19 protein-coding genes are annotated in these 21,035 nt (G+C 60.1%); 7 read left to right on the forward strand and 12 right to left on the reverse strand.

Annotated features, from left to right (window positions below; all coding sequences use genetic code 11):
- Positions 1-12: 12 nt before the first annotated feature.
- The 5 genes from asnB to KJS47_RS19615 form a co-directional block, all read right to left on the reverse strand.
- Positions 13-1,887, reverse strand: coding sequence for an asparagine synthase (glutamine-hydrolyzing) (gene asnB / locus KJS47_RS19595; protein ID WP_213526895.1), 1,875 nt, complete (start codon positions 1,885-1,887; stop codon positions 13-15).
- A gap of 241 nt (positions 1,888-2,128) precedes the next feature.
- The gene (locus KJS47_RS19600; protein ID WP_249716560.1) at positions 2,129-4,174 is read right to left on the reverse strand and encodes a peptidoglycan D,D-transpeptidase FtsI family protein; all 2,046 of its coding nucleotides are present in this window, start codon (positions 4,172-4,174) and stop codon (positions 2,129-2,131) included.
- A gap of 222 nt (positions 4,175-4,396) precedes the next feature.
- Entirely contained in the window at positions 4,397-5,527 is a 1,131-nt protein-coding gene (locus tag KJS47_RS19605; protein ID WP_213527165.1) for a transglutaminase domain-containing protein, read from the reverse strand.
- A gap of 76 nt (positions 5,528-5,603) precedes the next feature.
- On the reverse strand, positions 5,604-6,029 hold the full coding sequence (locus KJS47_RS19610; protein WP_213526897.1) for a hypothetical protein: 426 nt from the start codon (positions 6,027-6,029) through the stop codon (positions 5,604-5,606).
- A 62-nt stretch (positions 6,030-6,091) separates the two neighbouring features.
- A complete protein-coding gene (locus KJS47_RS19615) occupies positions 6,092-6,238 on the reverse strand; it encodes a hypothetical protein (protein ID WP_213526899.1) in 147 nt (48 codons plus the stop codon).
- A 170-nt stretch (positions 6,239-6,408) separates the two neighbouring features.
- Here KJS47_RS19615 and KJS47_RS19620 point away from each other — a divergent pair, with 170 nt between their 5' ends.
- Both KJS47_RS19620 and KJS47_RS19625 read left to right on the forward strand, forming a co-directional pair.
- Entirely contained in the window at positions 6,409-7,587 is a 1,179-nt protein-coding gene (locus KJS47_RS19620) for an MFS transporter (RefSeq protein ID WP_213526901.1), read from the forward strand.
- A gap of 594 nt (positions 7,588-8,181) precedes the next feature.
- A complete protein-coding gene (locus KJS47_RS19625; protein WP_213526903.1) occupies positions 8,182-8,529 on the forward strand; it encodes a toprim domain-containing protein in 348 nt (115 codons plus the stop codon).
- Positions 8,530-8,536: 7 nt separating this feature from the next.
- Here the strand turns inward: KJS47_RS19625 and KJS47_RS19630 are convergent, their stop codons facing one another.
- From KJS47_RS19630 to cyoE, 3 genes are all read right to left on the reverse strand, one after another.
- Positions 8,537-9,460, reverse strand: a complete 924-nt coding sequence (locus KJS47_RS19630) for an AEC family transporter (protein WP_213526904.1) — start codon at positions 9,458-9,460, stop codon at positions 8,537-8,539.
- A gap of 21 nt (positions 9,461-9,481) precedes the next feature.
- A complete protein-coding gene (locus KJS47_RS19635) occupies positions 9,482-10,102 on the reverse strand; it encodes an SCO family protein (RefSeq protein WP_213526906.1) in 621 nt (206 codons plus the stop codon).
- A 121-nt stretch (positions 10,103-10,223) separates the two neighbouring features.
- Complete coding sequence (cyoE, locus tag KJS47_RS19640) at positions 10,224-11,171, reverse strand: heme o synthase (RefSeq protein WP_213526908.1); 948 nt, start codon at positions 11,169-11,171, stop codon at positions 10,224-10,226.
- 212 nt (positions 11,172-11,383) lie between these two features.
- Between cyoE and KJS47_RS19645 the strand changes: the two genes are divergently transcribed.
- Both KJS47_RS19645 and gerQ read left to right on the forward strand, forming a co-directional pair.
- Positions 11,384-11,806 carry a cell wall hydrolase gene (locus KJS47_RS19645; protein WP_249716562.1) on the forward strand — a complete coding sequence of 141 codons (423 nt, stop codon included), beginning with the start codon at positions 11,384-11,386 and terminating at the stop codon, positions 11,804-11,806.
- Positions 11,807-11,838: 32 nt separating this feature from the next.
- Positions 11,839-12,318: a spore coat protein GerQ gene (gene gerQ, locus KJS47_RS19650; RefSeq protein WP_374707050.1), complete on the forward strand. Its 480-nt coding sequence runs from the start codon at positions 11,839-11,841 to the stop codon at positions 12,316-12,318.
- Between the two features lie 175 nt (positions 12,319-12,493).
- On the opposite strand, the gene KJS47_RS19655 is transcribed toward gerQ, so the two are convergent.
- From KJS47_RS19655 to KJS47_RS19665, 3 genes are all read right to left on the reverse strand, one after another.
- Complete coding sequence (locus KJS47_RS19655) at positions 12,494-14,623, reverse strand: ABC transporter ATP-binding protein (protein ID WP_213526910.1); 2,130 nt, start codon at positions 14,621-14,623, stop codon at positions 12,494-12,496.
- Positions 14,620-16,470, reverse strand: coding sequence for an ABC transporter ATP-binding protein (locus KJS47_RS19660; RefSeq protein ID WP_213526912.1), 1,851 nt, complete (start codon positions 16,468-16,470; stop codon positions 14,620-14,622). Before KJS47_RS19660 ends, KJS47_RS19655 begins: the two co-directional genes overlap by 4 nt.
- Before the next feature lie 95 nt (positions 16,471-16,565).
- Entirely contained in the window at positions 16,566-16,844 is a 279-nt protein-coding gene (locus tag KJS47_RS19665) for a hypothetical protein (protein ID WP_213526914.1), read from the reverse strand.
- Positions 16,845-16,952: 108 nt separating this feature from the next.
- On the opposite strand from KJS47_RS19665, the gene KJS47_RS19670 reads away from it, so the two are divergent.
- Together KJS47_RS19670 and KJS47_RS19675 are read left to right on the forward strand one after the other, a co-directional pair.
- The gene (locus KJS47_RS19670) at positions 16,953-17,933 is read left to right on the forward strand and encodes a metal-dependent hydrolase (protein ID WP_213526916.1); all 981 of its coding nucleotides are present in this window, start codon (positions 16,953-16,955) and stop codon (positions 17,931-17,933) included.
- A 214-nt stretch (positions 17,934-18,147) separates the two neighbouring features.
- Entirely contained in the window at positions 18,148-18,327 is a 180-nt protein-coding gene (locus KJS47_RS19675; protein ID WP_213526918.1) for a DUF5325 family protein, read from the forward strand.
- A 191-nt stretch (positions 18,328-18,518) separates the two neighbouring features.
- On the opposite strand, the gene trpS is transcribed toward KJS47_RS19675, so the two are convergent.
- The gene (trpS, locus tag KJS47_RS19680; protein WP_213526920.1) at positions 18,519-19,514 is read right to left on the reverse strand and encodes a tryptophan--tRNA ligase; all 996 of its coding nucleotides are present in this window, start codon (positions 19,512-19,514) and stop codon (positions 18,519-18,521) included.
- 561 nt (positions 19,515-20,075) lie between these two features.
- Here trpS and KJS47_RS19685 point away from each other — a divergent pair.
- A complete protein-coding gene (locus tag KJS47_RS19685; protein ID WP_213526922.1) occupies positions 20,076-21,029 on the forward strand; it encodes an aldose 1-epimerase in 954 nt (317 codons plus the stop codon).
- Positions 21,030-21,035 lie beyond the last annotated feature (6 nt).

The following is a 21,035-nucleotide window of genomic DNA, read 5'->3' on the forward strand; positions in this document are numbered from 1 at the left end:
GCTGTGTCCGGCTCAGACCGCGGCGAACTGCCGGCCGGGCTGATCCTGTACATACGTCGCGTGCCACAGGGCGAAGACGTAGATGACCCACAGCCTGCGGGCATAATCGCCTTCTCCTTTGCGGTGTCTGGCGGCCATCTGCTCGACGGTCGCCAGGTTGATGAAGCTGTCGATGCCGCTCGCCTTGATCTGCTCGACCATCAGCTCACCCTGATCGCCGCGCAGCCAATCCCGCATCGGGACCGGGAAGCCGAGCTTCGGCCGGTTCAGAATGAAGTCGGGGATGATGCCCTCCATCGCTTTGCGGAAGATATACTTGGTCGTGCCTTCCGCGAGCCGGTACTGCACCGGAATGCGGCGCGTCAGCTCGTACAGCTCCTTGTCGAGGAACGGCACGCGCAGCTCCAGCGAGTGGGCCATCGTCATTTTGTCTGCCTTCATCAGAATGTCGCCGGGCATCCACAGATTCATATCTATATATTGCATGCGCGAGACCGGATCCAGATGCTTCGTCTTGTCGTAGTATTCCGCCGCAATGCGTACCGGGTTTTTGTACGCCTGCAGCTGGCTCCGGGTCATGCGCACGACTTCCGCCTTCATGTCCTCCGTGAATATCTTGGCGTTGCCGAGGAACCGCTCCTCAAGCGGCGTCGTGCCGCGGAGCAGGTAGTTGCGCCCCGGCAGCCCCGCCGGCAGCCCCTTGGCAAAACCGTTGAGCGCCCGCATGAGCGGCAGCGGCAGCCAAGACAGCGGTCGGAGCGACTGCGGCTCGCGGTAGATGCGGTAGCCGCCGAACAGCTCGTCCGCCCCTTCGCCGGAGAGGACGACGGTGACGTGCTCGCGCGCCAGCTGCGCTACATGGTACAGCGCGATCGCCGACGGATCGGCGACCGGCTCGTCCTGATGCCAGATCGCTTTGGGCACCGAGTCGAAGAAGTCCTTCTGCGTGATGATCTTCGCATAATGCTCGGTACCGAGCGCGGCCGCCGTCTCCTTGGCGATGACCGTCTCGTTGTTCGCTCCCTCGAAGCCGACCGAGAACGTGCGGATCGGCTCGAACATGCGCATATGGGTGGCGATCGCCGTCGAATCGATGCCGCTCGACAGGAAGCAGCCCCGCTCGACGTCGCTCACCATATGGTGGATGACGGAATCCTTGAGCTTCTCGCGGATTTCCTCGACATAATCCTCGAACGGCCGGTTGACCGGCTCGAGCATCGGGTCCCAATACCGCTGAATCGCCATCGAGCCGTCCGGCTTGACAGTAACGGTATGGCCGGGCGGCAGCTTGCGGATGCCCTCGAACATCGTCGCCGGCTCCGGTACGTACTGGAAGGTCAAGTAGTTCAAGAGCGAGTCGGTCTGCACGCTCCGCTTGACGCCCTCCGCCTCGAGAATGCTCTTGATCTCCGAGGCGAACACGAATTGCTGCTGGTTATGCACATAGTAAAAAGGCTTAATGCCAAAATGGTCGCGCGCGCCGAACAGCGTCCGCGTCCTGCGGTCCCAAATGACGAAGCCGAACATGCCGCGCAGCATCTTGACACAGTCCTCGCCGTATTCCTCATAGAGGTGAACGATGACCTCGGTGTCGCTGTTCGTCCGGAACTGGTGGCCCCGGTCCACGAGCAGCTTGCGCAGCTCTTTATAGTTATAGATCTCGCCGTTAAAGACGATCCAGACCTGCTCATCCTCGTTGCAGAGCGGCTGATGCCCCTCCGCCAGATCGATAATGGAAAGCCGGCGGAAGCCGAGACCGACGCCACGATCGGTCCAGAAGCCCGAGTCGTCGGGGCCTCGGTGCACGATGACGTCCGTCATCCGCTTGAGCGATTCGACAGTAGGTTCTCTATCCGAAAAATACATCAATCCTGCTATTCCGCACATAAGTTTGTTTCCTCTCCATATCCGGTGCCTTTTGCTGCACACCGCTCATAGTTCTCCAGTTTACGATTATTAAGTATAGCATACCTGATCGCCGGAGCGGAAATCGCCGCCAAAAAACTTCCGGGCCGCATTTCGGCCCCCGGGACGCACCGATCCGGGCCCGCGCGGGCACAAAAAACAGACGCCTTTCGGAGCCCGGCCATGCCGGTACCGAAAGGCGTCTCTCACAGGTTCGCCGCGATTACGGCGTCATCTCCGGCGTGCCCTTGGGCACGCCGTTAAAGCCAATGTACTGATCGTACGCGTCGAAGATCTTGCGGGCGATCGGCGCCGCTCCGTAAGCGCCGAAGCCCCCCTCCGGCACGACGACGGCGATGGCAAGCTTCGGATTCTCCGCCGGCGCATAGCCGACGAAGACGGCGTTGTCGATCCGCTTGCCACCGACGTCCTGCTCGGACGTACCGGTTTTGCGGACGAAGCTGTAAGGGACGCCGTCGAAGCCGTCGACCCGGCTTTTCATCCCTTCCTTGATGACGTTCCAGTACGTATCCGAGAACTTCTCCTCACTCAGAATCTCCGGCTCGAAGGTCTTGACGAGCTCACCCTCGTACGTACGGATTTCGTTCACGAACTGAGGCTTGTACCGCTTGCCCTTGTTGGCCAGCATCGTTGTGTACTGGGCGAGCTGAAGAACGGTGTACCGCGCTTCCTGGCCGAACGAGGCGTTGATAAGCGGGAACTGGGCCTTATACTTCTGCGTGTTCTCGTAGTAGTACGAGACGCCCGCGCTCTCGCCCGGCAAGCCGCTGCCCGTCGTGACGCCGAGCCCGAACTTTTTCATGTAGCTGTCCCAGACGTCGACCGGGTTCTTGACCATCGAGAACAGCCGGTTGCCGACCATCGCCGCCATGAAGGTGTTCGACGAATGCTCTAGCGCCGAAGAGACGGTCAGCCGGCCGTACGCCTTGTTGTCCGAGTTGCGGACACGCCCGCTGTTGTCCTTGCCGTAATAATAGATCCCGTTGTCCTGGTATGGCTCATACGGCCCGAGAATGCCTTCGGCCATCCCGACCATGACGGTCAGCGGCTTGAGCGTCGAGCCCGGAGGCACGAGCGAGGACGGGTGCTTCGGAATCTGGTCCTTGGGCAGGTCCGGCACCCGCTCCCGGATCGTCCCGTTCGTGTACCGGTTCTCGATCTTGGCGTACTCGTCCGGCTGGATGCCTCCTGTCCAGACGTTCGGATCGTAATCCGGCATGCTCGCCATCGCGACGACCTTGCCGGTGTCGACCTCCATTGCGACCGCGTAGCCGGCGACCGCCCGGCCGCCGAGCGCGTAGAAGTTGTTCGGCGGGTTGTTGCGCAGCATCGACAGGTGGTCGGTAATGGCCTGCTGGGCGGCCAGCTGCACGTCCTTCTGGATCGTCAGGAACAGGTTATTCCCCTTCACCGGAGGCGTCACCTCCACCTGGCCGACAATCTGCTCCTTGTTGTTGATCGGGTAGGTGCGGCTGCCGTTCTTGCCCCTCAGCTCGTCCTGGTACATCAGCTCCAGCCCGTCGAAGCCGACATATTCGTCGTTCAAATACGACGTCTCGTCCGTTTTGTAGCGCTGCAGCCAGGTCGCCTTCTGGTTGCTCGCCGTCGAATAGGGCCTCAGGTAGCCCACCAGATGCACGGCAATGTTGCGGCTGTCGTACACTCGTGTGCTCTCCTCGGACACCTCGAGCCCAAGCAGCTCGTCGCGGTGTTCCGACATGTACGCAATTTCCTTCTTCGACAGCCCCGATTTGATCCGGCGCGGCCAAAACGTGTAGGTCGGCGACTTGGTCTCTTTGCCCTCGAGATCGAAGCCGACGTCCATCTTCTTGATGATTTCCTCGGCCGTTATCGGCGCCTTCGCGTTATCCCCGTACTGCGCGAAGATATCAGCCAGCTTCCTCGCAAGCGCGATCTTCTGGTCCTTTGTCTGCCCCGGCTCGATGCGGTAGGACACCGACATCGTCGAGGTCGTCGAGGCGATCGGCGAGCTGTTCCGGTCGAAGATATTGCCCCGGATCGGGGATATGGTAATGTCGCGTTTCGAATACTGCTTCTCGAGCGCGGCGAGTTCTTTTCCTTCTACGAACTGCAGGAACGCCAATCGGATAATTAAGATAGAGAAGAGCGAAAAGATACAAAAGAAAAACACGTTGATCCGAATCGAAAATTGACGCCGCTTCTGCGTCTCTTTCTTTTGCGGATCCTCCAGATGGGAATGCTCCATGCCCAGTTCCTTTCTTCGCATAATCTGCCCCTGCAAAGGGCGGAGGGAATCCCCGGCGGCTCCCCGGCGGAGAGTCCGGCTCGGAAGGACAGACCTTCGTCCTTACCAGTTTAGCATAGTTGCCGACAAAAAACGAAGCCCGTCGACCTATGGTCGACAGGCTTCGCGCTAATCTCGGGTTTTTCCCGTGCAGGAGACGGCTCGGTATCCGCTAAAGCGAGAGGCCGCCCGGCATTCGAGCCGTCAGGCATCCCGGATATGCGTATCGTCGAAGCCGGGCGGATTGAACCAATTGCCGCCGCTCGACACCCACGTAGAATCAAGCGGCACCCACTTGCCGGCTTCGGACAGGTAGACTTCGTTCCATGCATGCGGCCCATAGCTGCCCTTGCCGTCGTAGCCGAGACCGGTTACGACCTTGACGTCGAGGCCGACCGAGCGCGCCATGACCGCGTACAGCCGCGAATAATCGATACAGACGCCCTCTTTCGTCCGGAACGTATCGTCCGGCGTCTGTTCCTTCCAGATGCGCTGCTGCTCGTACAGGTTCACCTTGTCCCAGTCGTAGCGGACGCGGGTCCCTACCCATTGGTACAGCGCCTTCGCCTTCTCTTCGTCCGTCTTGGCTCCGGCCGTTACTTCCTTCGCCGCGAGAGCAATATCGTCCGGCACGTTCGCGTCCAGTACCTCGTATTTGCGCTGAAGAATGCTGTGGAATTCCGACTCCACTGCCCGCGTGAACACAGGCAGCTTGTCCTTCAGATAATCCCCGGTTACCGGCTGGATGATCCCGGTCGCTCCCTTCTGGTAGAGAGACGACTGCTGCACGTATGCAGTGAACGCGGTATCCGGGTAGAGGACGGAATAGACGAACAGGACGGCGATCAGGAGAAGCGCCCGGGCGCTTCCCGTCAGGACCCCGATGCCGCCGCCGGCCAGGCTGCTGAGCCAGGTCGGCTGGCGGAGCTCCGCGCGCGGGGCTCCTCCGACGGCCAGAATGCCGGCCACCGCGGCAGCGGCCGCGCGCAGCAGCAGCTTGACCGCGAGGTACCCGGCCAAGAGGAGCAGCCCGGACCGCATCAGCGGGAAGTCCCGCAGCCCCGTCAGAAAGGTATAGTACATCTGCTGGCCCCAGCCCAGCTGGCCGCCCGGAATGCGAATATCGGCCGCGAGCAGCTTGTCCCGGACGAGCGGGGACAGCCACTGCTGCAGTCTCCAGGCGGTCAGGAGGCTGACGATCGTAAACACCCCGTCCAGCAGCAGGGAGAACAGAGAACGGGCCGATCCCCCTGCCCCTCTGCCTGCGCCCTGCACGACGGACAGCGCCACTACCGCCAGCAAGAGGACGGACATCCAGTTGACCGACCTCAGCATATTGAATTCATTCACCTAAGTATCCCCCCGTTGCGAGCGCGCCGGCGGCCGGATCGCGGGGAGCCCCGCCGGCGGCTTATTTCGATTTGGCTTGTTCGATGAAAGCGCGAAGGGCGTCGTCCATCTTCATCGTGAACGATTGGCCGAGGAAGGTGATCTTCGCTTCGTTCGCGCCCGGCGCGGCGTCCACTTGAATGTTCTTGGTCGTCACGGTGAAGGTGCCGTCCGCATTGGCCTTGTACTTGGCCTCCTTCGCCTCCGAGGCGATCGCACTCATCGCCTGGTCCTTGACGCCGCTCGCCACGGCCTCGCCCAGCGTGCCCGTCATCTCGGCCAGCTTGTCCTTGTAGCTCGCCCCATAAAAGAATAAGCCCGCCAGCAAGGCCAGTACAAGCACCCACTTGATGACAGTTTTGACCAATTTGACAATCAATAACAACACGACGACGCCAATCGCGAGAATAAACCAGCGTTCCTGCAAAAATACGGACCATTGGTCCATTTTCTTTCCCCCCACCCTGTGCTGCCACTAAGTTTTCCCTATCATACTATATCCGTTTGGGCTCATTCATCCCTTTTTTTGCGCAGCTCCTCCAGCTTTGAACGGATTTGCTCCTCCCGGTCGGTGCCGGACCGGTCGTACGTCTTCTTGGCATGCCAGACCAGACGGACCAGCAAAATGCCGAGGATGGCGGCAAGCCAGATGGTCAAACGGTTCTCCCCCTTTCCCTGCCAGTCATATGCGGCAGACAGGCCGCGTATTAGTAATACAAGCCGGCGGGCGCCTATCGGCGAAGCGGGGCTCTCGTCCGCTAATTCCATCCGGCCGCCGGCCGGCTTTTCCCATGGCTTTAGTTTACAACGAAATCGGAGGTGCCGGAATGAAAACAGCTATCTGGCTGTATCTGTTCATGTTCGTCGCATTGTTCGATCTTCACGCCCAGTTTCCCATTCTGTCACCTTTCGCCATCTCGCTCGGGGCGACGCCATCGTTCATCGGTCTCATCCTCGGCGTCTACTCGATTACCCATCTCCCGGGCAATCTGATGGCCGGCTACGGAGTCGACCGGATCGGCAGCAAGCTGTTTATGGTCGGCAGCCTGCTGGGCGCCGGCGTCCTCCTGCTCTTCCAGGCCCATGTGAAGGATCCGTGGCAGCTGCTCGCCATCCGTTCCATCAGCGGGTTCGTCCTTGCCTTCCTGTCTCCGGCCTGCCTTGCTATGCTTGCCAAGCTCGCCAAGGATCAAGTCCAGCGCAGCAAGCTGATGGCCGGCAACGGCCTTGTCCACACGCTGGCTTCCGTCGTCTCTCCGGCGGCGGGCGCCTACCTGGTCGCGAAGCTTGGCTTTGCGTTCTCGTTCACCATCCTCGGCTGGGGACTGATCGCCACCTCCGTCCTGGCGCTCGTCGGCCTGCGCGAGCATCGACAGCCCTCCGGCACCGCATCCGCTTCGCTGCCGGAAGGCGCGCCGCCCGCCGTTTCTGAAGCCGGGCTTCGGGGCGGGACCGGCCAGGAAGCGGACGGAGGCGGACTCCCCTGGCTTTTTTTTCTTGTCCCGGCAGGCGTGTCCTGCTCCCAGGGGATCCTGTTCTTTGAGCTTCCGCTGCTGCATTCGGCACAAAGCTCCATTCTCTCGTCCGGCATCCTGTTCTCGCTGGTGAGTCTCGGTGCCCTGACGACGCTCAGCCTCCTCTTTCTGAACCGGGTCCCGGCCTACTACCGGACCTTCTTCGGCAGTCTCGGGCTCGCCTTCGTGTTTTTCGGCATGGCCATCCATTGGCCGGTCCCGCTCGAGGCCTCACTCTTCCTGATCGGTATGGCCAAGGGCGTCATCTTCCCCGCCATCGCCACCCTGCTCGCCGACATGACGAGCAGCCGCCGCTACGGGCGGGCGTTCTCGATCCTGTCGATTGCCTTCTCGATCGGCTCCTTCGCGGGTCCCATCCTCGCCGGACATTATCGGCTGGTCGTGTCGCCTTATTTTCTCGCCTTCCTCATTCTGATGGCCGGCCTCACCCTGCTGCCGCTCGGCCGCTTCCGTGCCGTTCCGGCCGCTTGACCGCGTCCGCTTCCGAACCCCTGTTGCAGCGTCCGAACCGGGCGGCTCGGTCCTCTGACCCCGGAGATTTGCCCGTGCGCGATAGGTGAATGCACAATCCGCAGACGCCTTCCCCCATACAATGTAGGGAGCTGCGACGAAGAATCGTCCAGGAAAGGGGGCTCCCCGATGAGTGCTACGGCAGGGTTCGGCTACGGGTTCACCACCGCCGTTCTGGTTTTGTATGTTTTGCTCGTCGTCATTCTGGCAACCTTTTTTTAAGCAACGTCGCTTTCTATGCTTTCTCCCGGTTTCGGCCTGCCTCAGCAGGCCTTTTTTTTCGTTTCTGGTCTTCCTCGACATTTCCCGGGGAATACCTCTAAATCCCATTAACCGGTCGACAGCGAGCGCCTTGCCGCTTTGGCTCCTTCTTCCGGCCTATACCGGAACCGGACCGCTCCGCCCTTCTTCTGAATCGGCGGGAGCATGCGGTGCGCCCCTCCCCAGCCGATCCGCAGCCGCAAGCGAACGAGCCGGGGCCAAAGTTGCAGGCCGGCTCAAAATATGATACAACGGGTCGAAACAGCCGCTTAGCGGTTCGGAGGTGTGCGCCCCATGTCCGTGGCCATTATCGTCGAAGGCAAAAACGACCGCAGCCGGCTGCGCCGGGTGCTGACCGACGATGTCTTCGTGTTCTGCACCTATGGAACGCCGGGAACAGCCTCCCTCTTCCGGCTCGCCAAGACCGTCGGCGATCTGCCTGTCTTCATCTTCACCGACAACGACGCTTCGGGCAAAAAAATCCGGGCGCTGCTGTCCGACACCTTTCCCGACGCCGAGCAGATCTATACCCGCAGAGGCTATGCGGGTGTGGAGGGAACGCCCGAGGAATATCTGATCCAGCAATTGGAAAAGGCAGGCCTTGAGGAGTACATCGTGTACCCGCCTCCGGCACTGCCTTGACGAACGTTTAAGGAAGATATTGAAGCAAATAGATGACCAGCGTCACCGTGAATGTGCTGAACACGGTCGACGAAAAGACGGCCTGCGAGGCGAACTCCGGCTCGCTGTCGAACTCCACCGCTAGCAGCACGCTGCTGAGCGAGGTCGGCACCGAACAGGAGAGCACGAGCGCCTGCGCGAGCGGCCCGTGGAACCCGAGCATCCAGACGACCGCGAACCCGAGCGCCGGACCGGCGAGCAGCCGGAGCACGTTCGAGATGGCGACGTCCGACAGCTTCAGTTGCCACTTCATGCTGCCCAGCTGCACGCCGAGCGTCAGCAGCGCGGTAGCGATGAACGCATCGGCCACGTAGCTGATCGGCTGGTAGATCGGCTCGGGAATCGGCACGTGAAAGCCCCTCAGAAGGAAGCCGAGCGGAATGACATAGATGACGGGAAGCGACAGAATGCGCTTCATCGTGTCCTTCCGGTCGGCTTTGTGCGCGTTCACGCTGTAGATGCCGTACGTATTGGGCAGCAGGCTCTGCATCATCATGATGACGATCTGTACCGACATGGTGAACGGATCGCCGACGAAGACGAGCTGGTTGAGCGGGATCGCGTAATTGGCGCTGTTGTAGAAGAGCACGCTGTTGCGCATCGCGCCCTTCATGCCGCGGGAATACCGCCGAATCCGCAGCACGACCTCCACCAGCAGGTAAAGCAGCGCCATGAAGAGGGCGAAAAACAACAGAGCCTGGCCGAGGACGGCCAGGGAAATTTCGGATTCGTAAAGCATCTTGAAGATGATCGCCGGCGAGAACAGATAAAAGTTCAGCTTGGAAAGCGTCCTCAAGTCCAGCTTGAAAAAGCCGTAGAGCAGCGCCCCGATCGCAATCAGGACGCTGAGCGGAATAATATTATGAAGAAGAATATGCAGAAAGTAGGTCATGGTTGTCCGCTCCCCGCTCCATTACTCTTTGCTCAGCACGAGCATGTCGTTCACGACCTTCTGGGTGGTCAGGTCCGTATCGACGCTGTAATAGTTGCGGATGCGGTTCTCCTTGTCCACGAGGAAGATCGCATTCGTATGGATGAAATTCCCCTTGTTGTCCTTCTCGACCAGCAGGCCGTACTTCTCGGCCAGCTGCTTCATCGCCTGCTCGGAATCGTCCCTCAGAAACTTCCACCCGGACGGGTCGGCATGGAATTGATCGGCGAACTGCTCGATCCGCTCCCGCGTGTCACGTACCGGGTCGAACGTGAGCGAATACAGCATCGTCTTGCTTCCGAAGACCCCTTTCTCCTTAAGCGCGTCCTGGACGGTCGACAAGAAATGAGTAGTCGGCGGGCAGACGTCCGGGCAATAAGAGAAATAGAAGTATACCAGGCGGACCTTGCCGTCCGATTCGGAGAACGAAACCTGCTTGCCGTCGGCGTCTTGCAGTGTAAAGTCGGGCGCCGGATCAGAATTCTCGACCTTGTAAGGCGACTTTTCCTTGCCGAGCGTCTGGTACGCGATTCCCCCGACAATTGCCAGCAGGACCACCACGGTCACCAGCTTAAACCAATGCTTCGAAACAAATGTGTCCACTTCGATGAGCTCCCCTCTCCGCCTTCCTCGGAAGGCTTCCCTGAATCCATTCTGCAAAAAGATCCCATGTTGCCATGGGATCCGTTCTATGGAAAAGCCGGCCGATCACCGGCTGCTCTCCTTACTTGGTGATGGTCGTCAGCACCATGACGAGGAACAGAATCGTCAGATAGTTGACGGAGAAGAGAAAGTTCTTCTTCGCCCACCTCTCCTCCGCTTCGGATCCGGTCTCTACGCGGAAGCCCTGAATCGTCAAATAGATCCAGTACAGGCCAAGGACGGCTGAGACGAACAGATAGACCGGACCGACGCTGCCCGTAAAGTACAGCAGCATCGAGACGGGCACGAGCGGAACGACGTACCGCATCATGCTGATCTTGGTCGTCGGAACGCCCTGCACGACCGGAAGCAGCGGATAGCCCGCGTTGCGGTAATCGTCGAGGCGGCGAATGCCGAGCGCCCAGAAGTGGGGCGGCTGCCAAAGGTACATAATGGCGAACAGAATCCAGGCGTTCACGTCAATCGAGCCGTGAACGGCACAGTAACCGATCACCGGAGGAATAGCTCCCGATACGCCGCCGATCGCGGTGCTCCAGACGGAGGTCCGCTTCAGCCAGGCGGTGTAAACCCAGACGTAGAAGAACAGGCCGAGCAAGCCGAGCAGTGCGGCGAGCGTGTGGACGCCAAGCCCGAGCAGAGCCAGTCCCGCTACACCTAGCAGGATGCCGTAGATAAGAACCGTAGACGGCGACAGCACGCCGGTCGGCAGGGCGCGTTCGCGGGTGCGCGACATCTTGATGTCCATGTCACGGTCGAGATAATTGTTGAGGACGCAGCCGGACGCCATGACCAGCACGGTGCCGAGCAGCGTGAACAGCATCAGCATCCAATCGATCGTTCCTTGAGAGGCCAGCCAGAAGCCGGCGAAGGTCGTTATCGAATTGGAAAATAGAATTCCTGGTTTTGCTATATGAATAAAGTCCTTTATGGTCGCGGGACGAGGCTTCGTCTGCTCGGCCGCGGCTTCTGCGGATTCCACGGAGCGGGCATACGACATCTGATTATCCAAGCCATGTTCCCTCCTTTACAAACTAACCTAATCATAGCAACCCGCCCCCTGTTTGACAACAAACTCTCCTGGTTGTCAAAAAGTTGTCGTTTTCGCCGGCCGAATTGTCGCTGCATGCAAAAAAACGGGCGGGCGGATGCACCAAACCGGAAGCTCCGCAATAGACTGCATATGAGACGATTGCCCATACGCGAAACGAAGGAAGTGAGAACTTGGCGGTCATAAAGACGAACTCCGAGCATACGAAGCTTCTGGCGCGGCTGATGAGAGCCGAGGCCGAGGGCGAGGGCCAGCTCGGCATGCTGATGGTCGGCAATGTAGGCGTCAATCGTGTGCTGGCCAACTGCCTGGATTTCAAGGGCATCCGCAATCTGCAGCAGATGGTCTTTCAGCGGCCGGGCGGATTTGAGGCGACCATAAAGGGCTACTTCTATCAGAGGGCCCGCGAGAAGGACATCCGCCTTGCCAAGCGGACCATTGGCGGAGAGCGCCAGCATCCGGCTACCAACTCTCTCTGGTTTTTCCGGCCGACCGGCGCCTGCCCCGCTGAATGGTACAACCAGCCGAATTCGGGCCGATACAAGAACCACTGCTTTTTCTCCCCGACCAGCGCGAATTGTCCGCGCGTCTTTTGAAGCGCATACCACATATTAAGGAGGGTTTTTCTATGTACAACACTTACTACCAGGCAAGACCGGCGGTTCCCGTCTACCCGGGGACAGCCGGAACGCAGGGCTTTCCGATGGGGACGATGCCGTCCATGGGCGGAACGCCGGCAGGCATGATGCCGTCCATGGGCGGAACGTCGGCAGGCATGATGCCGCCTCAGGTTCCGTCCGGCACCGCCATTACCCCGGGCGGTATTCCGCTGCCTCCCGTGGAGGAGTCATACGTCGAGAATATTCTTCGGATGAATCTCGGCAAGGTCGCCACCGTCTACATGACCTTCGAGAACAACTCCCAGTGGAACGCCAAAATCTTCAAAGGGCGGATCGAGGCAGCTGGGCGCGACCATATAATCCTGATCGACCCGTCAACAGGTCTCCGCTATCTGCTGCTGATGATCAACCTCGATTACATTACCTTCGAGGAGCCGCTCACCTATACCCTGCCGTTCGGCGGTGCTGTCGGAACGCCCGGCCGTTGAATGGATGGCGGGGCGCAGCCCTGCAGCAAAGAAGGCCGGAAGAGCCGCCTGCGCGCTCTTCCGGCCTACCGTTGTTCTCCCGCCAGTCAACTCACTGACAGAGCAGGACGCCTCTTCGCTTGCGGGACGAGCTGCACCGCCCGGGCGATCCGGGTATGGCGAGGAGAATCCTCCGTCAGCGGGCGGTCGACTGTGCGTGAGGAGCGGTCGACTGTGCGCGGGCCTGCTCCTTGTACTGCAGCTCAAACAGCCGGTGGTAATAGCCTTTGCGGGCCAGCAGCTGGTAATGGTTGCCCATCTCCCGCACCTTGCCCTTGTGCATGACGATAATCTGGTCGGCATGCTGAATGGTCGACAGCCGATGCGCGACGATGACCGTCGTCCGGCCCTTGGAAATCGATTGAAGCGCATCCTGCACGACGAGCTCCGTCTCCGTGTCGATGTTCGAGGTCGCTTCGTCGAGTATGAGGATCTGCGGCTTGAACGCGATCGCCCGGGCGAACGAGAGCAGCTGCCGCTGCCCGAGAGACAGCGTAATGCCCCTCTCCCCGAGCCGGGTGGCGAAGCCGTCCGGCTGGCTGCGGATGAATTCGTCAAGATGAACCATGCGCGCCGCTTCCTGAAGCTCCCGGTCCGAAATGTCCTCATTGTTCAGCCGGATATTCGAGGCGATATCGCCCGTGAACAAGAAGACGTCCTGCTGCACGACGCTGATTCGCCTGCGCAAATCGTCGAGCGGGATTTCGCGGATGTCGACGCCGTCGAGCCGGATGCTACCCTGCTGGATGTCGTAGAACCGGTTGATGAGCTGAATGATCGAGCTCTTGCCCGCCCCTGTCGCCCCGACGAAGGCGATCGTTTGGCCCGGCTCGATCTTGAAGCTGACATCCTTCAGCACCCATTCTCCTTCATTATAAGCGAACCAGACGTGGTCGAACTCGATCTCGCCCCTCGTCTCCCCCTGCAGCGGACGAGCCATCGGGGAATCGACGATTCCCGGCTTCTCGTCCAGCATCTCGAAGATCCGCTCGGCCCCGACCATCGCCGTCTGAATCTGGTTGTATTTTTCGGCGAGACTCAGGAGCGGCTGGAAGAACTGCCGAATATATTGAGTGAACGCGAACACGATCCCGAAGGTGATCGTGCCGTCGATGACGTGAATGCCTCCGTACCAGATCAAGAGGGCGATCGCCAGGTTCCCCAGAAAGCCGATTGCCGGTTGGAAGATCGAATTGACCGTCGATGTGAACATGCCGGCCCGGTAGTAGGAATGGTTCAGCTCGTCGAACTGCTCCACCTGCCGCTGCTCCCGGATAAACAGCTGGGTGATGCGGATGCCGGACAGGTTCTCGGCGAGGAATGAATTCAGCCGCGAGAGGATTAGCCGCGCCTTGCGCTGGCCCTCCCGTATGATCGAGCGGTACCAGAAGGTCATGAACGCCAGCACCGGCAGCACCGCGAAGGCGAGCAGCGACAGCTTCACGCTCATCTGCAGCATGATAACGAGAATGCCGATTAGCACGATCACGTCCTTCACGAGATTGACGACGACCTGCGAATAGAGCTGGTTGAGCGCCTCGGTGTCCTGCGTTACCCGCACAACGATCCGGCCGGCCGGATTACGGTCGTAATACGACATCGACAGCTTCGTCAGATGGTTGAACAGCTGCTGCCGGATATTGAAGATGATCGACTGTCCCGTATATTGCAGCAGGTTGCCCTGCACGTAGGTCAGAAGCGAGCCGGCCGCAACGACGGCGAGGAACGCAAGGCCGATCGTGACGAAGCTGCCGCGGTCCTCCTTGCGGAACGCTTCCGTCTGTTCGGGGCTGAGCAACGTGCCGGCGTAGGACTGCCCGCCCGAGGCCAGTGTTACGCCGCCGGCGGGATTCTCGGTGACAGCCGGCGTCTCCTTCCCCTTGAGCCAGCCTTCGATCAGATACGCGTCGTCTCCGATCTCGACGATCTGCCTCTGCGCCACGCCCTCCTTCTCAGGAGGCGGCGCCGCGTCAGCCGGCAGGCGGACATAAGCCTTGCCGTCCACTTCGAGGATGGAGCCGCGGCCGGCAAGCAGGTCCTCCCGGCCTGCATCGACCGCAAGCATCGGCTTATGCAAGGCGCCGATATGGTCGTCGATGGCGACTTTAAGCAGGTAGGGGCGCGCCAGATCGGTCAGCACGATCAGAAAAGCGAGCACGATCCCGAGCAGCACCATCTTCCAGTAAGGCTTGGCATAGGCCAGCAGCCGGGACAGCAGCTGGGAATCCTTGATCGGGACGCGCATGCGTTCCTGGTGGATGTTCATCGTCCGGTCCCTCCCCATCGTTCGATCGCTGCGCCGGCCGCCTGTCCGGACGGACCGCTCTTGGCGGTCCAGCCTTCTTCATCGTCCCAGTCTTCCGCCGCCTCCTCCGCTTCACGGTCCAGCAGCTGCTTGTGATACAGATCGGCGTACTGTCCTCCGCGGGCAAGCAGCTGTTCGTGGTTGCCCCGCTCGACGATGCGGCCTTCCTCCAGCACGACAATTTGATCTGCCGCCTGCACGGAGGAGATCCGGTGGCCGATGATGATCGTCGTCCGTCCTTCCATGACCTCCTGGAGGCCTTCCAAAATCCGGTCCTCGGTAATCGTATCGACTGCCGACAGGCTATCGTCAAAGATGAGGATCGCCGGCCTCTTGATGATCGCACGGGCGATGCTGACGCGCTGCCGCTGGCCGCCCGAGAGGGAGATGCCCCTCTCGCCGAGCGCAGTCTCGAACCGGTTCGGGAATTCGACGATGTTGTCGTACACCTGCGCGACCTTGGCCGCGTCCTCGATCTCCAGGTCGGAATACGGATACGGATCGAAGCCGATGTTCTCCTTGATCGTCGAGGAAAAGAGGAATTGGTCCTGCGGCACGATGCCTACCTGCCCTCTCAGCACCTTGAGCGGGATGCGGTGAATCTCCCTTCCGCCCAGGAAGATCGTGTCCCGGGGCGGGTTGTGTAGCCGCACCAGCAGATTGACCAGCGTACTCTTGCCGCTGCCGACCCGGCCTACGATGGCCAGACTGGTCCCTTTGGGTACGCTCAGGCTGATGTCTCTCAGCGACGGCTCCTTCGCTCCCGGATAGCGGAACGATAAATTTCGGATCTCGATGCTTCCTTCGAGCTCTGTGATCGAGAGATCCGCCTCGTTATCGTCGGCAACCTCCGGCTTCGTGTTCAGGATAGCCAGCAGCCGGCGCTCCGACGCGATACCGCGCTGAAGCTGATTGACGACCTTGCCCAAGTTCTCGATCGGGCCCATGAGAAGCGCCAGGTAGCTGTTGAAGGCTACGAATTCGCCCAGCGTGATCGTGCCGCGCATGACGAGCAGTCCTCCCAGCACGACGGCGATCAGGAAGCTCAGCCCCACCACGCCGGCGCTGAGCGAATTGAACAGGGAGTTCGAGCGGACGAACCGGCGGTTCATCTCGACCGCATGCTGGTTGTCACCGGTGAAGCGCTTCTGCTCTTGCTTCTCCTGCACGAACGCCTTGACGACGCGGATGCCCGACGTGAATTCCTGCACCCGGCTCGTCAGCTGGCCGACGGCATCCTGCACGTCCGCCGACTGCTTGAGGATCCGCTTGTTGAACTTGTAGGCCAGGAAACTAAGCAGCGGCAGCGGGATCATCGTAAGCAGCGTGAGCCACGCGTTCACCGAGGATACCATCGCCACCACGGTAATCGTAATCAGGACGAGCGCCTCCATCGTGTTGAACAGGCCACCCATCGTCACCTCACGGATGACGCCGACATCGCTGATGGCGTGCGACATTAGATCGCCGACCCGCGTGTTGTTAAAATAATGGGCCGACAGCCGCTCCCAATGGGCGAACAGCTCTCCCCGTACCTTCATCTCGAGCTGCCGTCCCATCCGGAACAGGTAGATGCGGCCCACCGAACGAAAAAAAGCGATACCGATTCCCGCGGCTATCATCCACAGGCCATACCGGATCGCTTGCCCGCCTGTCAGAGTGAACGACTCCAATTTGTCGGTAAACCAGCCGAGCAGCATAGGAATGAAGAGCTGCAGGACACTGGATACGGCAACGAGTACGAACCCGAACAGGTAATACCAACGATTAGCTGCAATATATTCGCGAAATATTGATTTCCGTTCCAAACCGTCCCTTCCCCCCCAATCTTTCTCTAATGGTTAGGGTACACCTTGGGAGAAGGGGAAGCCATGTCAAATATGACCGAAAAATATGGACTATCTTACTTTATCGGCGAAAAGATCCACACATGGACCCGCGGGCGGTCCTTGGCCAGGTAGGCATCGAGCTTTCGCCATGGGGATGGCGCCGTCCCGGTGCGCTCCTCGCGAAACGGGAGGCACTTCTCCGCCGCCATCGTCCAGCTTTCCAGGAAGAGGCCCGGCTGGCCGTCTCCCTCGAATACGGCGAACCCGTCCGCCTCCGCGCGCTCCCGGATCCAGCGCATATACTCCTCCTTCGCATTCTCTTCAATCTGGTATTCCACAAGCACCGTCTTCATCTCTTCAACCCCTATTTCGGTAATTTCAGCCGGAGAGTGATACAATAATAAAAAATTGTCTTAAGTATACAATACGTACATTCGCAACTTAACAGGGGGGACCGTCTGTTGGATACTGGCACACATCTCGTCATCGGGCTTGGCCTCGCCGGTCTCGCACATGTGGATCCGGTCGTAGCCGCGGATACCGGCGTGGCGACCGCCGTCATGGTCGGCACCGTGCTCGGCTCGCAAGCCCCGGATACCGACACTTTGCTCAGACTGCGCGGCAACGCCGTCTATATCAAAAATCACCGGGGACTGTCCCATTCGCTCCCCGCTCTTGTCATCTGGACGCTCCTGATCACCGGCCTGCTCTCGCTTTTCCTGTCAGGCACAGCTCTGCTGCACGCCGGCCTATGGGTGTTTGGAGCGGTCTGCTTCCACGTCTTCACCGATCTGTTTAATACGTATGGAACGCAAGCGCTCCGTCCTTTGTCGGAGAAGTGGGTCTCGTGGAACATTATCCATATTTTCGACCCGTTTATATTTGTGACGCATCTGATCGCAATCTTCCTATGGGTCGTCCGGCTGGGCAGCCCGCAGATCATCTTCCCGATCCTCTATACGCTCATTGCCTTCTATTATATATGGAGAACGGTGACGCATCACCGTCTGGAGCAGGGGCTCGCCGGCCAGGACGCCGAGCATGCTGAGGGAGACCGGTATTATCTGATCCCGACCGTCCAGCTCACCCAATGGAACGTCGTCAAGCGCAAGCAGGACGGGTCTTACCGGCTGGGTGAACTGAAGAACCGGCAGCTGCGGTGGCTGGATGAGGTCTCCTGCTCCTCCCATCCGGCCGTCGACGCCTCGCGGAGCCATACAAGCATCGCCTCGTTCCTCTACTTTTCCTCCTTCGCATGCGCCGAGGTGCGGGAGTTCGACTGGGGCTACGAGGTACGCTGGGCGGATGTCCGCTACCGGCACCGGAAGCAGTACCCGTTCGTCGCCGTCTTGCGGATGAACCTGAACTTCGCTCCCATCGATTCCTACGTCGGCTGGAAGAGCGAATCCGCTATCGAGAAGAAGCTGCGGGTCGACTATTAGCATCGCCTTGAGCGGTCCGTCGCGGAAGACGGGCCGCTTTTACGGTTCCCGGCCGATTCGTTCCGCTTCCGTCCATGCCGGGCACCAGCTCGGATTGGAGCGATTTTCTTTTGCCAAGTCCGCCCGTTTTCGGTATGCTGGCATAAGTAGACTTCTCCGCCGGTCCAGCACCGAGCGGATACTTCGCACCAACGATGCAAGGAGTGTGTCTTCCATGCCCAAAAGCTTGGCTCTGCTGTTCGCCGTCGTCGGCGTGCTGCTCCTGCTGGCCATCAGCGCCTCGATCAGCTTTCATCAGCCGTGGCTTGCGCTGTTGTTCACCATCGTGTCGCTGTTCTTCATTGGAGCCGGCTTCATCGTGAAGGCCCGGCTTCGGCGCAAGAACGGCATGTGAGCAGGCGGCTGCAAAAGATATAGACTTCCTTTCCCGTCTCTTTGACGTGGCGGAGGTCGGCATGCAAGAAAGGATCCCTGCGGGCGCAGGGATCCTTTTTCTTTTTTCGGCGTGCAGCGGATCTAGAGCGTGCGGCCCGGACTTGACACCGTAGTCACTGTTGCGGCGCAGACCGAACGGCCTGATTCCCTCTAGCGGCCCAGCTTCGGCAGCAGGAAGCCCATCTTTTCCTTCGCCTGACGGACGATACCCGACGCGACCTCCTCGGCTTCCGAGGCGCCTTTGCGCAGCACGTCGGCCACTTCGCCGGACGCCCGAATCTCACGGTAGCGGGCTTGCAGCGGCTCGAGTGTGGCCACCACCTGCTCCGCCAGATCCTTCTTGAACGGTCCGTAGCCCTGGCCCTCGTACTTCGCCTCGATTTCCTGGAGGCTGAGGCCCGAGCATTGGGAATAGATGCTCATCAGGTTGCTGACCTCGCGCTTGTTCGCCTCGTCGTATTTGACTTCCCGGCCTGAGTCGGTGACCGCGCGGCTGATTTTCTTGCGGATGACGTCCGGCTCGTCGAGCAGCGCGATATAGCTGCCCGGCGTCGGGCTGCTCTTGCTCATCTTCTTGGACGCATCGTCAAGCGACATGATCCGCGCGCCCACCTCCGGCAGGTAAACCTCCGGCACCCGGAACATCTCGCCGTACCGCTGGTTGAACCGGTGTGCCAGATCGCGCGTCAGCTCCAGATGCTGCTTCTGGTCATCTCCGACCGGCACGAGATCGGCGTTGTACAGTAGAATATCCGCGGCCATCAGCGTCGGATAGACGAACAGACCCGCACCTACCGAATCCTTGCCCTCCGCTTTGTCCTTGAACTGCGTCATCCGTTCCAGCTCGCCCATGTACGCGAGCGTCGTCATCAGCCAGCCGAGCTCTGCGTGCGCTGGCACGTGCGACTGCAGGAAGATACTCGCCTTCGCCGGATCGATGCCCGCCGCCAGATAGAGAGCGGCGACTGCCTCGGAATTTTCACGCAGCGCGGCCGGCTCCTGCGGTACCGTGATGGCGTGCAGGTCGACGACCATGAAGAAGCATTGATGCGTCTCCTGCAGCTCGACGAAGTTTTTGATCGCCCCGATGTAGTTACCCAGCGTGAGCGTCCCGCTCGGCTGAATGCCCGATAATACCCGTTTCATGATAACCCCTCCAGACATAGTGTTTCCCCCTCGCCAGACCCGTCATCCTCCACCAACGCAAAAAAGCCTCCCGCCGCTAGGGACGAGAGACCGTGGTGCCACCCTGATTCGCCGTTCGGCCGGGACGCATAGGTCCAGGCACAAACAAGCCTTCGTCTCCGGTAACGGGGAGCTCCGTTCGGCCTACTGGGGCGCCTCCTTCCGGTACGGAAGGGGGAAGCCGGTTCGGCGTTCCGCTACAGGACCCATTCGGCTGCAGGACGCCCCGCCGGCTCTCAGCGGCCGCCGGCTCTCTGGGAGAGGCATTCCTGTGCTTACTTGCTCCTGTCATCGCGTGTGACGGGATTCGGACCGTGGTCGGAATCCAAGGTTGGAAAGTTTGTCATTCATTATACCGCTCTTTGGCGCAATTGCAATGGAAAACTTGCACGTGTACGGCTCAGGCACCAAAATCCCCCGCCATTGGCGGTTTCTCCCGGCTCTGCTACAATAGAGGCGAATGATGGATACGCTCTCCTCCACGGAGAGATTCTGTAGCGAGCAAAGGAGCGGATGAACAAGATGATCAAGCAGGATACCTGGCAGGACGTTCCCGTCTATACGCTGGAGAACGAATCGCTTGCCGTCACGCTATGCCCTTCGATCGGCAACAACGTCTACCGCATATGGGACAAGGAGGCGGAGCGGGAAGTGCTGCGCGTCCCGGACAGCCCCGACGTGCTGCGCAAAAGCCCCGTCCACTACGGCACGCCGGTCCTCATCCCGCCGAACCGGATTCGCAGCGGCTACTTCATGGTCGGCGAGCGGGAGTACCAGTTTGACCGCAACGAAAAGAACAACACCGGTAACCATATCCACGGCCTCGTTGTCGGCCGCCCCTGGACCGTGATCGACCATGGCGAGACCGAGGGCACCCAGTACATAACGTCGGTCTTCAAGACGACGGACCACCCGGATGTATTCAAGCAGCTGCCGCACGAGATGATCATTGAGATGACGTACGTGCTTCAAGGCTCCCGGCTGCTGCAGAAGGTAACCGTAACGAACGAAAGCAAAGCACCCGCCCCGTTCGGGTATGGCGTGCACACGTGGTTCCGGCTGGACGGCGAGCCCGGGAAGTGGACGCTGAAGCTCCCGGTGGACGATATCTGGGAGCTCGGCGAAGATCTGATGCCGACCGGCCGGCTGCTTCCGCTGGGCGACCTGGCCGGGCTGAAGGAAGGCCTCCCGCTTGAGGGCGTCAACCTCGACAACGTCTTCCAGAACGGCGCCAATCCGGCACTCGCTGTTCTCGCCAAGGACGGGTATGAGATCGTCTACAAGGGCTCGGACCTGTACAAGCAGTGGGTCATTTACACGATGGGTACGGCTAGCGAGTTCATCTGCCTGGAGCCATATACTTGGGTTACCAACGCACCGAACGTCGAGCTTCCGTCCGAGGTCACCGGCTTCCGCACCATTGCGCCCGGCCAGTCGCTCTCGTTCGATCTGGAGCTGGACATTCGCCGCTCCTAGCTCTCT

It is taken from the genome of Paenibacillus sp. J31TS4, assembly GCF_018403265.1.
In the GTDB taxonomy this organism is placed as follows: Bacteria; Bacillota; Bacilli; order Paenibacillales; family NBRC-103111; genus J31TS4.

Coding starts and splice junctions, on each gene's coding strand:
- KJS47_RS19605 (WP_213527165.1), bottom strand. CDS start 5,527: ATGCTGAGGTCGGTCAACTGGATGTCCGTCCTCTTGCTGGCGGTAGTG.
- KJS47_RS19630 (WP_213526904.1), bottom strand. CDS start 9,460: ATGACCTACTTTCTGCATATTCTTCTTCATAATATTATTCCGCTCAGC.
- KJS47_RS19610 (WP_213526897.1), bottom strand. CDS start 6,029: ATGGACCAATGGTCCGTATTTTTGCAGGAACGCTGGTTTATTCTCGCG.
- trpS (WP_213526920.1), bottom strand. CDS start 19,514: ATGAAACGGGTATTATCGGGCATTCAGCCGAGCGGGACGCTCACGCTG.
- KJS47_RS19675 (WP_213526918.1), top strand. CDS start 18,148: ATGCCCAAAAGCTTGGCTCTGCTGTTCGCCGTCGTCGGCGTGCTGCTC.
- KJS47_RS19600 (WP_249716560.1), bottom strand. CDS start 4,174: ATGCGAAGAAAGGAACTGGGCATGGAGCATTCCCATCTGGAGGATCCG.
- KJS47_RS19685 (WP_213526922.1), top strand. CDS start 20,076: ATGATCAAGCAGGATACCTGGCAGGACGTTCCCGTCTATACGCTGGAG.
- KJS47_RS19665 (WP_213526914.1), bottom strand. CDS start 16,844: ATGAAGACGGTGCTTGTGGAATACCAGATTGAAGAGAATGCGAAGGAG.
- asnB (WP_213526895.1), bottom strand. CDS start 1,887: ATGTGCGGAATAGCAGGATTGATGTATTTTTCGGATAGAGAACCTACT.
- KJS47_RS19655 (WP_213526910.1), bottom strand. CDS start 14,623: ATGAACATCCACCAGGAACGCATGCGCGTCCCGATCAAGGATTCCCAG.
- gerQ (WP_374707050.1), top strand. CDS start 11,839: ATGTACAACACTTACTACCAGGCAAGACCGGCGGTTCCCGTCTACCCG.
- KJS47_RS19620 (WP_213526901.1), top strand. CDS start 6,409: ATGAAAACAGCTATCTGGCTGTATCTGTTCATGTTCGTCGCATTGTTC.
- KJS47_RS19625 (WP_213526903.1), top strand. CDS start 8,182: ATGTCCGTGGCCATTATCGTCGAAGGCAAAAACGACCGCAGCCGGCTG.